Raw genomic sequence first — 16,242 nt, 5'->3', positions numbered from 1 at the left:
GATATCTGCAACCAGATCCCAGGCTGCGTCGGGGAGTTCATACCGCTTTGCCATCTTGGCCTCCTGGCTTTAATGGCGGTGTATTTTACAGAAAATCGTATTTCTTGAGTTTACGTACAGAGCCTAGGAACACCGCATAATGGATTCCCGTTGCTATGAAGCCGATCCCCAGATAACGAATCAGTAAGGTAGTAAGAGGTAGGGTTTGATTTTCCATGCCCAAAGCCTATGGAGGCAAAGGTGAAAAAAAAGTGAACCAAATGTAAATGCGTAATTGGCTAAATTTAGATCTGCCAAGTAATGAAATTGGCGCGCTAGGCTAGCACGCTACAATATCAGCAAGATTGCTCGAAAATTACGCTTTCGAAATAAAACCTTCCGATAACGCATGCATGACCTGCGGATTACAATGCTGACAAGATAAGGAAATGCTGGGTGGCATTGAGATAGATTCCCCGAATTAAGGGGGACCCAATGGTTACACAAAATGAAACATTTACAAGCAGCGTTGTTCCTTACAGTCCTGACATATTGGATGATCTGCCAATTGATGATCAGCTGGCCGTAGAGTTTTTCGCAACAGCACGTTGTGCCAGTTTCAAACAGGCTGCCCGGGGGCTCAATGTGCCAGTGGTAGGCCTTCGGAAACGCTTGGAGAAACTGGAAGAGCACATTGGTGCTCCCGTGTTTGTATACAAACACAACAAGCTTGCCCTGACCCGCACTGGCGAGAGGGTCAGCCATTACCTGTGCCAGCTCTTCGGCCCAGACGGCCTTGGCAAGTCCGGTGAAAAGGAAGTCCCCAGGCTTACCATCGCGATCACGGAGCCAGTGTTGAGCGACATCGTAAACCGCGATCTAGTCGCCTACGTGCGCGATCATGCCGAAATGCAGCTTGAAATCCATTCAGAGTGCACAACGCAGATGCTCTCTGAGTGTGAAGTCGATGTGGGTATCGCTTTCGTGAGCCCAGATGATGAGGGCGCGTTTGATCGCCATCCTACGTATAGGTTTGAACGGCTTGGCCGGATTGGGCACTCGCTGTTCATTTCCAGCCGCTACTCAAGAAGCGTCACCCTTCCAGTGCAGAGCCTGGATTTGCACAACTTCATGCTCGTTATCCCTTGGGATGAAGAGATTTTGGCGGGCTCACGAAAGTGGGCATCGATAATGGCTGAGCATCAGGGCGGTACCACTCGGGTAAAGAACTATAACTTATCCCGTGGCCTTGTCGTAGGAGGCGCGTGTATCGGTGTGCTGCCCGACTATAGTCGAAAGATGGAGAGGAATATTCTGCCGATGCCGGGTTTTTTGGACGATCTGGAGGAGAAAGATGTCTATCTTGTTATCAAAACCAAGCTTGCCCGCAACCCGCACGTTCTGGAAATCCGTAGATTGATCAAGAAGAGCTTCTTTGATAAGAAGGACTGGCTTGTTCGGTAACAGTTTTGTTAGGTTTCAAACTCTCCTGTTAACACTACAGAAACACAACTGTCATATTCGCTTGCAATCTAGTCAGAGTGCTTAGAACAAAGGCATCTTGTTACAGCAGGTGACAACCGTGGCCTGCTCCCATCTGCAAGATAAATTTAGGCCGACGAAGGGCGAAATACAACGTCGGTAGCTAAGCACTTAACATACGAGAGGCAAGCAATGATCCGTTCTTCGAACATGCGGGAAAAGCTGTTGGCTGCCGCAATAATAGGCACATTTTCCTCGCAAGCATTCTCCGGAACAGTAACCACTGACGGAGCTGACATCGTTCTGAAGACCAAGGGCGGTCTTGAAGTATCGACTTCTGACAAGGAATTCAGTTTCAAACTGGGCGGTCGCGTTCAGGCCGACTACGGCCGTTTCGATGGTGTCTTCACCAAGAATGGCGATACCGCTGACGCCGGCTACTTCCGTCGCGCCTACCTTGAGCTCGGCGGCGTTCTGTACCGCGACTGGAAGTATCAGCTCAACTACGACCTTTCCCGCAACACGGGCAACGACTCCGACGGTTACTTCGACGAGGCCAGCCTGACCTACACCGGTTTCAAGCCCGTCCAACTGCGATTCGGTCGTTTCTACACCGACTTCGGTCTTGAGAAAGCCACCAGTTCGAAGTGGACCACTGCCATGGAGCGGAACCTCTCGTACGACCTGGCGGACTGGATCAACGACAACGCCGGCATGGGTGTTCAAGCCACCAGCACCATCGCTGACATGGCTTATGTCTCCGGTAGCGTTTTCAGCGAAACCAACAACAACTCGGATGGCGACAGCACCAAGCGCTACAACGCACGTGCCGTGTTCGCACCGCTGCACAGTGATGGCAACGTCCTGCACGTCGGTGCTCAGTACGCTTACCGCGACCTCAAAAACAGTGCGGTCGATACCCGGATTCGTTCGCGTCTTGGCGTTCGCGGTGTAGATACCAATGGCGGCGGCGATGCCGGCACCAACGGCAACCGCATGCTGTTTGGCGGTGCCGCCGCACAAGATGGCCTGTGGAAGGACGATTCGGTCTGGGGTCTCGAAGGTGCCTGGGCCACCGGCCCGTTCTCGGTGCAAGCGGAATACCTTCGCCGCAAGCTGAAAGCTGACCAGGCCAACAGCGACATGAAGGCCTCTGGTTACTACGCCCAGATGGCTTACACCCTGACCGGCGAGCCGCGTATCTACAAGCTCGACGGTGCCAAGTTCGACACTATCAAACCAGAGAACAAGGAACTGGGGGCCTGGGAAGTTTTCTACCGCTTTGACGATATCAAGGTCGAAGACGGCAACCTGGTCACCGCAGCGGATCAATCGAACGAGCGCAAGGCCAAGAGCCACACTGTGGGTGTGAACTGGTATGTCAACGAGGCAGTGAAACTCAGTGCCAACTACATCAACGTGCGTACTGACAATAACGAGAACACCGTGGGCGACGACAGCGGCAATGCAATCGTGACCCGCCTGCAATACGTCTTCTGATCCCTCTCATCAGTCTGACGTGAGAAAGCCGGAAGCGCTCAATGTGCTTCCGGCTTCCCTGTTTCTGACGTGATCGAGCTTGGAGCGTCCTCCTCCTACCTGCTCTCGCTCACCTGATGACCTCTCTTGCCAAAACTCGGCGAATCTGGTGTGATTGCCGCGTCGGGTTTTGCATGGTGGCCGTGCAAGCAAACCAAACCTGACTCCTACTCATGATTGAACCTGATTCGACGTCCAGCTTCGCGTCTAACGGCCCTACAAGCGCAGCTACCCCAACGTCGCTCATTAGGGGATAGTCATGTCTGCCAAAAAGCTGCTTCAACCTCTCGCTGCTCAGCTGCACGCCTCATTCTCGGCTTCCGGTCGCCCGTACGCTCACCAGCACATTCACCAGTTGCTCCACGCTGCCATTGGCTCCGTCTCCCCAGAAGTTGACTCCCAAGACAATCTGCCAATCCAGGTATGCCGTGACAGCGACAGGCAGTACAACCTCTACGAGACGATTGAGCGGGCGAAAAAGTGCTTGGGATTGACCGATCTTCAAGCAGTCGGCGTGGCTGAAGAAGTCATCGAAGTACTACGAGCTGCAGGGATAGGCGTGAACCAGGTTCGCCTGCTCCTCGACCCCTCCTTCACCTCGAAGACTCGTAAAAAGGCATTCAAAGCCCTTTGCAAGAATCTGGATCTGAACGAGCTCGGCGATCGATTCGTCCCGAAAACGGCGACGCTGGCCATTGCGGCGGGTATGGCACCGCCTCCGAAAATCACGTGGAAAGATCGCTTCGCACTGGCTGCAGATTTCCCTATACGGGGACAGAGCCAGCTCGTCGAAATGGTGACTCGAAGCGAGTGCTATCTGTGGGTATTTCCGCCGACTGATCATCAAGCTACGGCTTCGGCGAGTCACGACCGCTATTTCGGTGAACAGACCCATCCGAGCGCTGAGATGGGCATGGGGTTCACTATCATCGATTCCGGATCGACCCGCCCTAAATTTCCGATGCTCTCCAAACAGCCGGAAGAGACCTTCATCCAGTATTCACTTTCGGCGCCGATGTGGTTCTGGCGCGCACAAAGTAACACCTGGCGGCTGGGAAACATCCTGCGCTCCAAGATCCTTGACGGGGCTCCTTGGCATAACGAGCCCTTGAGCGATGTGCTGCCAGGTGGTCTGAAGTCTCTGCCGCGGATTTATGGGTGCACCACCTGCCAAACGCTGTTCGTCGAGAAACACAGCGGCTATCCGGATGTACCCACTCAGTGCCAATGCGGTGAGGCGAGCAGCACGCGTGACCAAAACGAGTCACCTGCTCTCAATAGCTGATTTTCCTTACGGTGGCGGGCTATGCCCCCCGTTAGGGATTGGCTATGGGAGCGGGATTCGCTCACCCCAAACCTGAAGGCGCCGCCATCTAACCGAGCGATATGAGCTGAATGCTCGCGGAGTAGATATGCAGAACAGTACCAACAAACAAGACACCCTGGCGGCGATCAATGCACTTGTGGAGATTGCGTATGATCAGGGATTTGCGAACGGACAAGGGGTCGGCAATCAAGTCGGTTTCGTAGCCGGTGTCATGAGTCTCAAAGCTGCGTTGGCCTGCGGCTTAAGGCACGGCTCACCTGAGTGTGGGAAGGCCCTTGAAAGCCTCAAGCGCATCGGGATCGACGAGTGAGAAAAGTACGGGTCGTGCGCTGATCGCGCACGACCCGTACTTCTACTTCAAGTCATTTCCCTGCTTAGCTTCATGATTGAAGCTCAGGGATCAGGAGCTTCTGCGGTAGGCCAACAACCGCAAGGCGTTGAAGACGACCAGCAGTGTGGAGCCCTCATGGATCGCAACGGCGGCACCAATGCTCAAGCCCATGATGGTAGACGGAACCAAGATGGCCACAATCCCCAAGCTGACGAACAGGTTCTGGCGGATGATCGATCGCGTGTGACGGCTCAGCCCCACCGCAAATGGGAGTTGCCTGATGTCGTCAGCCATAAGCGCGATATCAGCCGTTTCCAGGGCGACATCAGATCCGGCAGCCCCCATTGCGATGCCAACGCTCGAATTGGCCATGGCAGGGGCATCATTCACGCCGTCACCCACCATGGCCACCCTGGCGCTGAGGCGCAGGTTCTTGATGGCCTTGACCTTGTCTTCCGGCATTAGGTCTCCCCACGCCTCATCTAAGCCAACTTGTTTGGCTACCGCCTCTGCAACGCGGTTGTGGTCCCCAGAAATCATGACCATGCGGTCGATGCCCATCTCTCTGAGTTTCTGGAGTGCCTCTTTGGCACCCTCTCGGGGTGTGTCCAATAGCCCGATAGCGCCCAGATCCTTGTCAGCGCGACGTACCACCATGGTTGTGCGGCCCGACTGACGCAGACGCTCCGCAGCCTCCAAGGCTGCCTTGCTCAGTGCGGGAATACCATTGGTACCGAACATCTCGACCTTGCCAATCCAGACGAACTGCCCATCAAGCTCGGCACGTACGCCGCGGCCAATCATGTTGCTCATGTTCTTGGCTTGCAATCGGCGCCGTGTGCCAATCATCTCTTCACCGTCACGCACAATTGCCGCAGCCAGCGGATGGTCGCTCATCGACTCCACAGCGATGGCGACGTTTAGTAGATCCTCGATCTGCGTGCCGCCTACCGGTATTACATCGGTGATGCGTGGGCGCCCTTCGGTCAGGGTACCGGTCTTGTCGAATGCCATGGCATTCAAGGAGCCGAGCTCTTCAAGCGGTGCACCGCCCTTGATCAGCACGCCACCTCGGGCTGCCCTGGCGATGCCAGATAGAATGGCGCTTGGTGTTGCGATCGCCAGCGCGCAGGGGCTGGCTGCAACCAGTACGGCCATCGCCCGGTAGAACGAGTCACGGAACGGCTCATCAAGGAAAATGCCGGCAAATAGCAGCCCGACTACCAGCAGCAAAACCAACGGGACGAATATGCGTTGGAAGCGGTCCGTGAATCGCTGGGTCGGTGACTTCCTGACTTCGGCTTCACTGACCATCTTGATGACCCGCGCCAGGGTACTTTCCGTAGAGCGCCGTGTTACCTCAACCTCGATGAGCGTTTCGCCATTGATGGTACCGGCGAAGACTTTCGAGGCTGCATCCACTGCATCTGGCTTGCTGCGTGCGAGTTCGGCATCAGGGACAGGTTGCTTGTCCACGGGGACGCTCTCACCGGTTACTGGCGCCTGGTTGATACTTGAGGAGCCCACTACAACAAAACCATCGGCCGGTAGGCGGTCATTGGGGCGCACGATGACAACGTCACCGGGAACCAGCAGCTCCACGGGCATCTCCACCGTGCCATTTGCTCTGCGTACGATCGCGGTGGCTGGTGCGAGCTTGGACAGTGCCTCAATCGCTTTCTTGGCCCGCCCCATCGCGTAGCTTTCAAGGGAATGCCCCAGACTGAACAGGAACAGCAGCAGAGCCCCCTCCGCCCAGGCGCCGATGCTCGCGGCACCGACTGCGGCGAGAAGCATCAGCGAGTCGATCTCGAAGCGTTTCTGACGGATGTTGGTAACCGCTTCCTTAGTGGTGAACCATCCACCGAACACGTAGGCCGACACGTACAGAATCAGAGGCAGACGATCAATCAGGCCAAGTTTTCCTGCGAGAGCTCCGGCACCCAGGAGAGCACCACAGATCAGCGCGAAAATCAGCTCTGTGTTCATTCCAAAAATGCCGCCATGCTCATGGCTATGACCTTCATGCCCGGCTTGGTCATCAGGGCGTTCAAGCAAACTCTTCATAACTCGTCCCTTCTGGGGTCAAGGCTTCCAATTGCCCTCTGCAGTTGGGGAGCCGTCTCTGTTGGTTGGCTAAGATCTATTGCACGGTTTGCCCGAGCCCAGGCGTTAACATTTCGAAGCTATGGGGTATCGGGCGTAATAAAAAATGCCAGGCACTGCCTGGCATTTATGAATTCTCTAATTGTTCTGTTCAAATCGTTTACTACTTGTTGTTGATGCATTGCGAATACATCGAGTAACGAACAGTCTTGAGCGTGCCCTGGGAGTCCTCGAAGGTCATCAACCGTGGATAGACCTGGCAGGTACGGGGGTCCTGCGACTGACGTACGAATTTCGCAACGTCTATCTTCATGCCATATTTGTAATCCTGAATCTCTGGCATTGGCTTGCCATTTTTCTCCGCGTACTTGGCCACTGCGGTCTGGTGTTCCTTGGTGTATTGAAGCTGCTTGCTCTCGGAGAAAGTGTTGGCCTGCGAAGCCACCGAGAAAACAACAAGTGCAGCAGCGATAATTAGCTTTTTCATAAAACCCTCTCAATTTCAAAACTTCTCGGGCGTAACCTTAGCAATGCATAGGCATCACCGGCATGACGAGAAACTTACAATTTTGAAAGGTAAGTGCATCTACTTCACTTTAAACAAAAAAGCCCACAACACGTGTTGTGGGCTTCTCTTTAGCGGAGGCTGTTAGCTAACCACTTCGGCCTCGTCGCCGTCTTCATCCTTGCGGTGTGCCCAGTGATACAGGGCAGGCAGTACCAGCAAGGTCAGTGCGGTGGAGGACAGGATCCCGCCAATCACCACCGTCGCCAATGGCCGCTGAACTTCGGCACCGGTGCCGGTGGCCAAAGCCATCGGGATGAAGCCCAGGGACGCTACCAAGGCTGTCATCAGAACAGGTCGCAGACGGGTCAATGCACCTTCATCGACTGCCTGTCTGAGCGTTCGTCCCTCCTCCCTTAGCCCGCGGATGAAGGCAATCATCACCAGGCCGTTCAGTACTGCAACGCCGGACAGTGCAATGAAGCCGACACCTGCCGAGATCGACAGTGGGATGTCCCGCAGCCACAACGCCACAACACCACCGGTGAGTGCGAATGGAATACCGGTGAAGACCAGCATGCCGTCCTTCAGGTTGTTGAACATCAGGAACAACAAGGTCATGACCAGCAGCAAGGCGACTGGAACAACGATCTGCAGGCGTTTGGCAGCCGACTGCAGCTGCTCGAACTGGCCCCCCCAAGTCGTCCAGTAGCCCGCAGGGATTTGCACCTTCTTGTCCAGCGATGCGGTCGCCTCCTCAACGAAGGACCCCAGATCGCGGCCTCGAACGTTGGCGCTGACGATAACCAGACGTTTGCCGTTCTCGCGGCTGATTTGGTTCGGGCCCAGTTGCAGGTCCAGATTGGCGACCTGGGACAGCGGGATGAAGCCGATCTGATTGGCACCCTGTGCCGCATTGGCAGGTACCGGGATCAGCAAGCTGGACATACCCGCTACGTCGGTGCGAACGGTCTCTGGTAGGCGTACTACCATGTCGAACCGACGGTCGCCCTCATACAGCGTGCCGGCCTGACGGCCACCCACGGCGATAGCGATCGAGTTCTGAACATCCGCGATGTTCAGGCCGTAGCGTGCTGCTTTTTCGCGGTCAATGTTGATGGTCAGCACCGGCAGGCCGGATGTCTGCTCAACTTTCACTTCCGATGAGCCCGGGACCGCTTTGAGCGCTGCCGCGATCTTGTTGGCGGTGTTGTTGAGCACGTCCATGTCATCGCCGAAGACTTTCACAGCGACGTCACTACGCACGCCCGAAATCAGCTCGTTGAAACGCAGTTGGATTGGCTGCGACAACTCGTAGTTGCTTCCTGGAACACCCGCTGCGGCCTTCTGCACTTCAGCAATCAGCTCATCACGAGGCTTCTTCGGGTTAGGCCACTGATCCTGAGGCTTGAGCATGATGTAGGCGTCAGAGGCGTTCGGCGGCATCGGGTCAGATGCAATTTCTGCGGTACCCGAGCGTGCGAACATCCGCTCAACTTCAGGCACCTGCGCAATCACCGCTTTCTCCAGACGCTGCTGCATCTCGACAGATTGAGTGAGGCTCGTTCCAGGCACACGCATGGCCTGCATCGCAAAGTCACCCTCACTGAGGCTTGGGATGAACTCGCTACCCATACGACTTGCCAGCAAACCACTGAGCACGACCAAGGCTACTGCGGCCGAGAAAGCGATGTTCCGATGTCCCAGCACCCATTGCAGAACCGGTTCATAGCGCAGTCGAGCTGTGCGCATGACCACGCCTTCCTCTTCCTTCACCTTGCCAGTGACGAACATGGCAATAGCTGCAGGAACAAAGGTAACGGACAGGACCATTGCACCCAGCAGCGCCATCACAACGGTGAAGGCCATCGGGTGGAACATTTTGCCTTCGACGCCGGTGAGGGCGAAGATCGGCAGGTACACCACCATGATGATCAGCTGACCGAAGATCAGCGGCCGGCGAGCTTCTCGCGCCGCGGCAAAGACCTCGTGGAAGCGTTCGGTTTTGGTGAGCATGCGGCCATGCTTATGTTGCGCATGAGCCAGTCGACGGATCGCGTTTTCTACAATAACCACGGCACCGTCGACGATGATGCCGAAGTCGAGTGCCCCCAAACTCATTAAGTTGGCACTGACCTTGTTGTTGAACATGCCTGTGAAGGTGAACAGCATGGACAGCGGAATCACCATCGCGGTGATCAGAGCCGCACGGATGTTGCCGAGGAACAGGAACAGAATGGCGATAACCAGGATCGCGCCTTCCACCAGGTTCTTCTTCACCGTCGCGATGGCTTTTTCAACCAGGTTGGTACGGTCGTAAACAGTCACAGCCACCACGCCCTTTGGCAGGGTGCGGTTGATGTCCGCCAATTTGGCGGCGACAGCTTGAGATACGGTGCGGCTGTTTTCACCAATCAGCATGAACACGGTACCGAGCACGACTTCGCGGCCGTTCTCAGTAGCAGCACCTGTACGGAGCTCTTTACCGATGCTGACGTCAGCAACGCTGCTGATGCGAATCGGTGCACCATCCACACTGGTGATCACGATGTTGGCGATGTCTTCGATATTGCCTACCTGACCCGGTGCACGGATGAGCAACTGTTCACCATTACGCTCGATGTAGCCGGCACCGACGTTGGCGTTGTTACTTTCCAACGCTGCGACCAGGTCATTGAGTGTCAGCTTGTAGGTAGCCAGGCGCTTTGGATCCGGCGCAACCAGGAACTGCTTGGCATAACCGCCGATGGTATTGATCTCGGCCACACCCGGGACGTTACGCAGCTGAGGCTTGATGATCCAGTCCTGGATCACGCGCAGGTCGGTCGGGGTGTACGGCGTACCGTCCTCTTTGACCGCGCCATCTTCGGCTTCAACAGTCCACAGGAAGATCTCGCCGAGGCCGGTAGATACCGGACCCATGACGGCCTCTACACCTTCTGGCAGCTGTTCCTTCGCAACCTGCAGCCGCTCGTTGATCAACTGGCGGGCAAAGAAGATGTCAGTGCCATCCTTGAAGATCACGGTGACCTGAGACAGGCCAGAGCGAGACAGGGAACGGGTCTGCTGAAGGCCCGGGAGACCGGCCATGGCCGTTTCAACTGGAAACGTGATCCGTTGTTCGGTTTCCAAGGGCGAGTAACCAGGCGCTGCAGTGTTGATCTGCACCTGGACGTTGGTGATATCGGGTACCGCATCGATGGGCAGCTTTTGATAGCTGTAGATACCGATACCCGCCATGATCAGAACGGCGATCATTACTACGATGCGCTGCTCGATGGCGAATCTGATGATACGTTCAAACATGAGAAATCATCCTGTCAGTTCGCATCAGTGACCGTGTTCGGCAGAAGCTTTGCCGAGCTCGGACTTGAGTGTGAAGCTGCCACTGGTTGCTACCTGGGCGCCGGCTTCAATACCGTCGATGATTTCCACGTACCCATTGTCGCGGCGACCCAGTTTTACCGGGCGGGTGTCAAAGCCATCTGGGGTGCGTACGAATACCGAAGGTTTGTCTTCAACGGTCTGCACAGCGTGCTCAGGGACCGCTACGGCAACTCGATCGGTCTGGGAGGTGACCGCAATGTTTACGAACAGGCCTGGACGCCAGGCGCCGTTGGGGTTGGTCAAGGTGACGCGGACAGTAGCTGCACGGTTTTGCTCGCCCAGCAGGCTGCCGACATAACCCACCTTCCCTTCGACCTCGACGTTCATGTCAGGCGAAGAGACTTTCACTGCACGGCCAGTCGTGACCTTGCCCAGATCTGTCGGCGGAACTGCGAAGGTCGCCCAGACCTGATTCAGGTCGGAAAGGATGAAGGCGTTGGTCGCCTCGCTGACGACTTCGCCGACGGTCAGGTGTTTCTCCACTACCACGGCGTCGAAGGGAGCGCGGAGCTCGTAACGATTACCGCCAACGGAGTTAACCGAGGCACCGATTGCGCCGACCTTCTGCTTGGCGTTGGCCAAGGAGATCTCCGCTTCTTGCAGCGCTTGGCGTGCTTGGAGGTAGTCTTGCTCTGCAGAGATCTTGTCCTGCCACAGTTGCTTCTCACGTTCGAAGGTCACACGCGCCAGTTCGACGCGACGCTGTGCGGCCTGTTGTTCGCTGCGCAGGTCAGAGATCTGCTGGCTGGCGATTACCGCGAGGACTTGCCCTTTCTTGACCGTCTCGCCCAGGTTGGCCTGGACAGCCTCAACAACGCCAGGAACACGAGGAACCACGTGGGCAGTACGATCTTCGTCGAAGCGAATTTCGCCAGGGAAGCTCACGACGGTACCGAGGTCACGAGGCGCTGCAGCTTCCAGGGCAACACCAGCGGCCTTGATCTGTTCAGCGCTGAGCGTCAGCTTGCCCTCTTCTTCACCGCCCTCTTCGCTGTGGCCTTCTTCACCATGGCCCTCATCACCTTCCTCTTTGGCGGCAGATGCGGCTTTCTTTTCGTCGCCATGGCCATCGTTAGCGCCATGCTCGGCAGTACTGGCGGCCTGCTGTCCGGAACTGTTGTTCCAGGCAAGGCTGCCAAATCCGAGGGCTGCCACAGCGGCTACCGCGAGGGCGATCTTGCGTTTGTTATCCATTGCTACTCCTGCTGATCGTAGGCACCGGCTTGTTCAAGGCTGTGTGCCGAAGAAAATGTTTGGCCCGTTCAGCGAGTGCCGGCGGTTGAGCCGACTTCGCCATAAACCCTTTCCACCTGCGCACGCGCATTGGTCGCCGCTGCCAACGATTCGAGGTATTGGCCACGAGCGACGATCAAGGTGCGCTGGGCATCCAGCACTTCGATGAAACCGAATTTGCCCATCTCGAAGCCGCGGGTTGCGGTCTCTACGGCTTGTTGGGCTGAAGGCAGAATGGTCTTGTCGTAGGACTCGACCTCCTGCATGGCGGTGGACCATTGGTTCAACGCGGTTTGGGTTTCGGTGCGCAGGCGCAGCTCAACAGCATTGCGCTGGTCCCGGGCCTGATCTGCACGACGAGAAGCGGAAAGAATGTTGCCCTGGTTACGATCGAACAGCGGCAAAGGCATAGACAGGCCCACAGTGTTGACCCGCTCGCGCACAGAGCGGTCGTACTGGCTACCTACACTGACAGTAAGGTTCGGGATACGCTGAGCTTTCTCTGAGCCGAGCGAGGCATCGCTCTTGTCTATCTGCACCACGGCCTGACGCATTTCTGCTGTTTGGTCGAGCTTAGCCAGCAGATCTTCAGTGCGAGGTGGCAAGCCCGGGGAGAGGGTTGGCGATTCGAGTCGATCAAACACGGTGACTGAGCTCCCGGTAATTTGAGCGAGCTGTTGGTAAGCGGTCGCTTTTTCCGTTTCTGCACGTCGAACTTGCAGCTGGGCTTCGGCCAGTTGCACTTGAGCGCGGGTCGCCTCCACTGGGGACGACTTACCTGCGCGAACACGGCCATCGACGATGCGAAGACCGCGCTCAGTCAGTTCGAGAGATTGCTTGGCCAGGTCGAGACCTGTCTGGGCCCGCAACGCGGCGTAAAAGGCTTGGACGACATCTGCACGCAGGCCGTTAACGCGACGGTCTAACTCAAGCTGTGCGGCGGTCTGCCCGTATGTGGCGACGTCAACACGAGCCCCCCGCTTACCGCCCAGCTCAAGGGTCTGGCTGAGAGAGACAGTCGTCTGGCTGGTGTTACGACGGGTGTCTTCCACGTCATACGAGATTGTGGGGTTGGGGATAAGCCCGGCCTGCTTGCGAGCACCATCAGCGATCCCAATTTCTTGCCTGGCCGCGGCCAGGTCTGGGTTGGCATCCATGGCCGTCGAAAGCGCCTGGGGCAAGCTGATGCTTTGGGCAAGGGCTGCAGGCGCCATCAACCCAGAGATGACTGCACAGAGTGCAGCGATCTTCCAGGGCGAGACGGGGGTCTTGGGTAAGACATTGCGGTTATACCGGGGCACTTTGATGGTCCTCGTGCACAAACTTCGATAAAGCTTGGCGAGAACGCCGAAACAGCTGCCAAGCCCCACTTGATTAGGTGATGGCACTCTAATGAGCGGTAGCTATCAGAGGGGTGGCTAGAAAATTACAATTTCGTAAGAAAGCTTTGTAATGCCCGTAAATACTGGGAAACCCAACCCGACACGATGATTTCGATACAAGCAACAGAGATGGCAAACACGCGGTGCGAAGGTGCCGAATAACAGGTAGATGACGAAATTGTAATTGTCCTATCACCCTCCCGTTATCTTCGGCCTGCAAATATGAGCTCGCGCTACGCTAGGCGCGCCGCCGGGTCAGAACAACTAACGACACCCGCGCCGGTAAACATAATAAAAACTGCCGTGAATCAAAGGAGCATCGGATGAAAATCAAAGTACCACTGTATTTGGCGGCAGTTTCTGCGCTGTCTGGAAGCTATGCTATTTCGGCACAAGCTGAAGACAAGCCAGAAGGCTTCATTGAAGGCAGCAGCCTTACAGTGTTGAACCGTAACTTCTACTTCAACCGTGATAACCGCGACAGCACCGCCCCCACTTACAACAGTGGCAAGGGCAATACGAACGGCTACTCCGAAGCCTGGGCGCACGCGATCATCAGCAAATTCAACTCCGGGTTTACCCAAGGTACCGTTGGCTTTGGCGTTGATGCCTTTGCCATGATCGGCCTCAAGCTCGACACCGGTGATGGGCGCAACGGCGGCCGTAGCTCCTTCGACGTGCTGCCCGTTGATAACAAGGGTGAAGCTCGCGACGAATACACCAAGGTCGGCGGCGCAGCCAAAGTCCGCTTGTTCGATACCATCGTGAAAGTGGGTGATGTCTTCCCATCGACCCCGGTCGTCGCATCGGGTGACTCTCGCCTGCTGCCAGAGAGTTTCCGCGGTGTGACCGTTGAGAACACCAGCATCCAGGGCCTTACCCTCCAGGGTGGTCGTCTGCATGCGATGAGCCAGCCGGTCTCAAGCAACCTGAACGACAACTTCGTGACGTTCTACGGCGGCCCGGTCAACTCGCCATGGATCGGTTACGGTGGCGGTGACTACTCGATCAACGACAACTGGACTGTGAGCGTCTACGCCAGCCAGCTGAAAGACGTCTGGAATCAGTACTACGCCGGCACAAGCGTGGTTTACCCGCTGAGCGACGATCTGGCGCTGATCGGTGGCTTCAACTACTACAAAGCCGTAGATGAAGGTAAGAAGCGCCTGGGTGAATTCGACAACAACATCTGGAGTGCCAAGGTCGGTGTGCGTTACGGTGCCCACACCCTGGCCCTGTCGCATCAGCGCAACAACGGCGACGACGATTTCGACTACCTGCGTCAGTCGGACTCGATTTTCGTCGACAACTCCATCCAGTACAGCGACTTCAACTCGCCGAAAGAGCGTTCCTGGATGCTGCGCTATGACCTGAACTTCACCAGCTACGGCATTCCAGGCCTGACGTTCATGACGCGCTACGCCAGAGGCTCGGGTGCGGATTACTCGAACGCTAACCAGTTCTACATGCGCACCGACGACAACGGCAACCCGCTCGACAATCAGAAGCGTTGGGAGCGTGACGTCGAAGTCAAATACGTTGTCCAAACCGGTCCGGCAAAAGATCTGTCCTTCCGGTTGCGCCAGGCAACCACGCGTGCCACTGCTTTCGAATCGGATCTGGATGAAACTCGTGTAATCATCGAGTACCCGCTTTCGATTCTGTAATTCGCTAACTGGGCCAGTTATCCATTGGCGGGTCCTGTTAGTAAAACGAGCATTACGCATTCACCTTGAGTGGCTTAAGTGCTCCTTTGGTAAAAGGTGGATATTTGGCGCCCATTGGGCGCCTTTTTTTTGCCTAAAATTCAAGTAGGCGTTCGATTGTACGCATCGCATGCCGGTGAAGTTCATGACTACACCAATGACCAGTCTCTTCAATGTGAGCGACCTCGCCGTCATCTGAGCGGAACGAAGCCAGCACAAAGAAGAAAATAACCCAATACTTCATAAGGTCAAATCACCTGCTGGAGAGAGGGCCCGCAACTGTCAAACCCAAACCGCGACAAGATATACCGCCAGACTATCAACTGTATTACCTAGAAATTACAAATCCGTCATTTGAGCCCCGGCACGCTCATTTTGATTTACCATCCCTTTCAATAATGCCGGCGCGCGTGCGCGGTTAATTGCTCAGTGATATCGAGACAAAATCCCATGCGAATTCTGGTAATTGAGGATGAAGTAAAAACTGCGGAGTATGTGCGTCAAGGTCTGACGGAATGTGGCTATGTCGTAGATTGCGTCCACACCGGGTCAGATGGATTATTCTTGGCTAAGCAGCACGAATATGAGCTGATTATCCTGGATATAAATCTGCCAGAGATGGACGGTTGGCAGGTCCTTGAGTTGTTGCGTCGTAAAAACTGCCCTTCCCGTATCATGATGCTGACGGCGAGAAGCCGGCTGGCGGATAAGGTCCGGGGGCTGGAGAACGGAGCAGATGACTACCTGATCAAGCCATTTGAGTTCCCTGAGCTGCTGGCCCGGGTTCGCGCCTTGATGCGCAGGTCAGATCACCCTGCATCCGTAGAGGTCATTCGCGTCGCTGACCTGGAGCTTGATCAGAGCCGGCACAGGGCATTCAGGGACGGTCAGCGCATTGACCTGACCACGAAAGAATTCGCGTTACTGCATTACCTGATGCGTAATACCGGTGTGGTGCTGAGCCGCACCCAAATTATTTCGCAGGTTTGGGATATGAATTTTGACTGCGACACAAACGTTGTAGAGGTGTCGATTCGAAGACTCAGAGCCAAGATAGATGACCCTTTCGAGACCAAACTGATACATACGCTTCGGGGCGTAGGGTATGTGCTTGAAAAACGATAGTTGCCAAGCTCTCTAGGCTCTGTACGTAAACCCAAGAAATACGATTTTCTGTAAAATACACCGCCATTAAAGCCAGGAGGCCAAGATGGCAAAGCGGTATGAACTCCCCGACGCAGCCTGGGATCTGGTTGCAGATATCT

11 protein-coding genes and 1 pseudogene are annotated in these 16,242 nt (G+C 55.8%); 6 read left to right on the top strand and 6 right to left on the bottom strand.

The genetic code is table 11. The annotated features are described in order from the left end of the window. Nucleotides 1-124: 124 nt before the first annotated feature. A pseudogene (locus TU74_RS25005) lies at nt 125-217 on the bottom strand (GtrA family protein); the annotation flags it as partial. 257 nt (nt 218-474) lie between these two features. Between TU74_RS25005 and TU74_RS22355 the strand changes: the two are divergent. From TU74_RS22355 to TU74_RS22340, 4 genes are all read left to right on the top strand, one after another. Continuing rightward, nucleotides 475-1,443 (top strand): LysR family transcriptional regulator, encoded by a 969-nt coding sequence (locus TU74_RS22355; protein WP_003253442.1) that lies wholly within the window; start codon nt 475-477, stop codon nt 1,441-1,443. Between the two features lie 210 nt (nt 1,444-1,653). Further along, on the top strand, nt 1,654-2,961 hold the full coding sequence (locus TU74_RS22350; protein ID WP_003253440.1) for an OprO/OprP family phosphate-selective porin: 1,308 nt from the start codon (nt 1,654-1,656) through the stop codon (nt 2,959-2,961). Nucleotides 2,962-3,259: 298 nt separating this feature from the next. Then, a complete protein-coding gene (locus tag TU74_RS22345; RefSeq protein ID WP_003253439.1) occupies nt 3,260-4,285 on the top strand; it encodes a hypothetical protein in 1,026 nt (341 codons plus the stop codon). 127 nt (nt 4,286-4,412) lie between these two features. Next, nucleotides 4,413-4,637, top strand: coding sequence for a hypothetical protein (locus tag TU74_RS22340; protein ID WP_003253436.1), 225 nt, complete (start codon nt 4,413-4,415; stop codon nt 4,635-4,637). A gap of 90 nt (nt 4,638-4,727) precedes the next feature. Here TU74_RS22340 and TU74_RS22335 read toward each other — a convergent pair whose 3' ends face one another. The 5 genes from TU74_RS22335 to TU74_RS22315 form a co-directional block, all read right to left on the bottom strand. Further along, the gene (locus TU74_RS22335) at nt 4,728-6,725 is read right to left on the bottom strand and encodes a heavy metal translocating P-type ATPase (RefSeq protein WP_048377682.1); all 1,998 of its coding nucleotides are present in this window, start codon (nt 6,723-6,725) and stop codon (nt 4,728-4,730) included. 202 nt (nt 6,726-6,927) lie between these two features. Then, complete coding sequence (locus tag TU74_RS22330) at nt 6,928-7,251, bottom strand: DUF2790 domain-containing protein (RefSeq protein WP_003253432.1); 324 nt, start codon at nt 7,249-7,251, stop codon at nt 6,928-6,930. A 162-nt stretch (nt 7,252-7,413) separates the two neighbouring features. Beyond that, nucleotides 7,414-10,575 carry a CusA/CzcA family heavy metal efflux RND transporter gene (locus tag TU74_RS22325; protein ID WP_010951454.1) on the bottom strand — a complete coding sequence of 1,054 codons (3,162 nt, stop codon included), beginning with the start codon at nt 10,573-10,575 and terminating at the stop codon, nt 7,414-7,416. A gap of 24 nt (nt 10,576-10,599) precedes the next feature. Further along, on the bottom strand, nt 10,600-11,850 hold the full coding sequence (locus tag TU74_RS22320; RefSeq protein WP_010951455.1) for an efflux RND transporter periplasmic adaptor subunit: 1,251 nt from the start codon (nt 11,848-11,850) through the stop codon (nt 10,600-10,602). 68 nt (nt 11,851-11,918) lie between these two features. Next, the gene (locus TU74_RS22315; RefSeq protein WP_010951456.1) at nt 11,919-13,190 is read right to left on the bottom strand and encodes a TolC family protein; all 1,272 of its coding nucleotides are present in this window, start codon (nt 13,188-13,190) and stop codon (nt 11,919-11,921) included. Nucleotides 13,191-13,594: 404 nt separating this feature from the next. Between TU74_RS22315 and TU74_RS22310 the strand changes: the two genes are divergently transcribed. Continuing rightward, a complete protein-coding gene (locus TU74_RS22310; RefSeq protein ID WP_003253422.1) occupies nt 13,595-14,938 on the top strand; it encodes an OprD family porin in 1,344 nt (447 codons plus the stop codon). Nucleotides 14,939-15,427: 489 nt separating this feature from the next. Further along, nucleotides 15,428-16,102, top strand: a complete 675-nt coding sequence (locus tag TU74_RS22305) for a heavy metal response regulator transcription factor (protein ID WP_003253420.1) — start codon at nt 15,428-15,430, stop codon at nt 16,100-16,102. The last annotated feature ends 140 nt before the right edge of the window (nt 16,103-16,242 follow it).

It is taken from the genome of Pseudomonas lundensis, assembly GCF_001042985.1.
Lineage (GTDB): Bacteria > Pseudomonadota > Gammaproteobacteria > Pseudomonadales > Pseudomonadaceae > Aquipseudomonas > Aquipseudomonas lundensis.
This window is presented reverse-complemented; position numbering and strand designations above follow the sequence as displayed.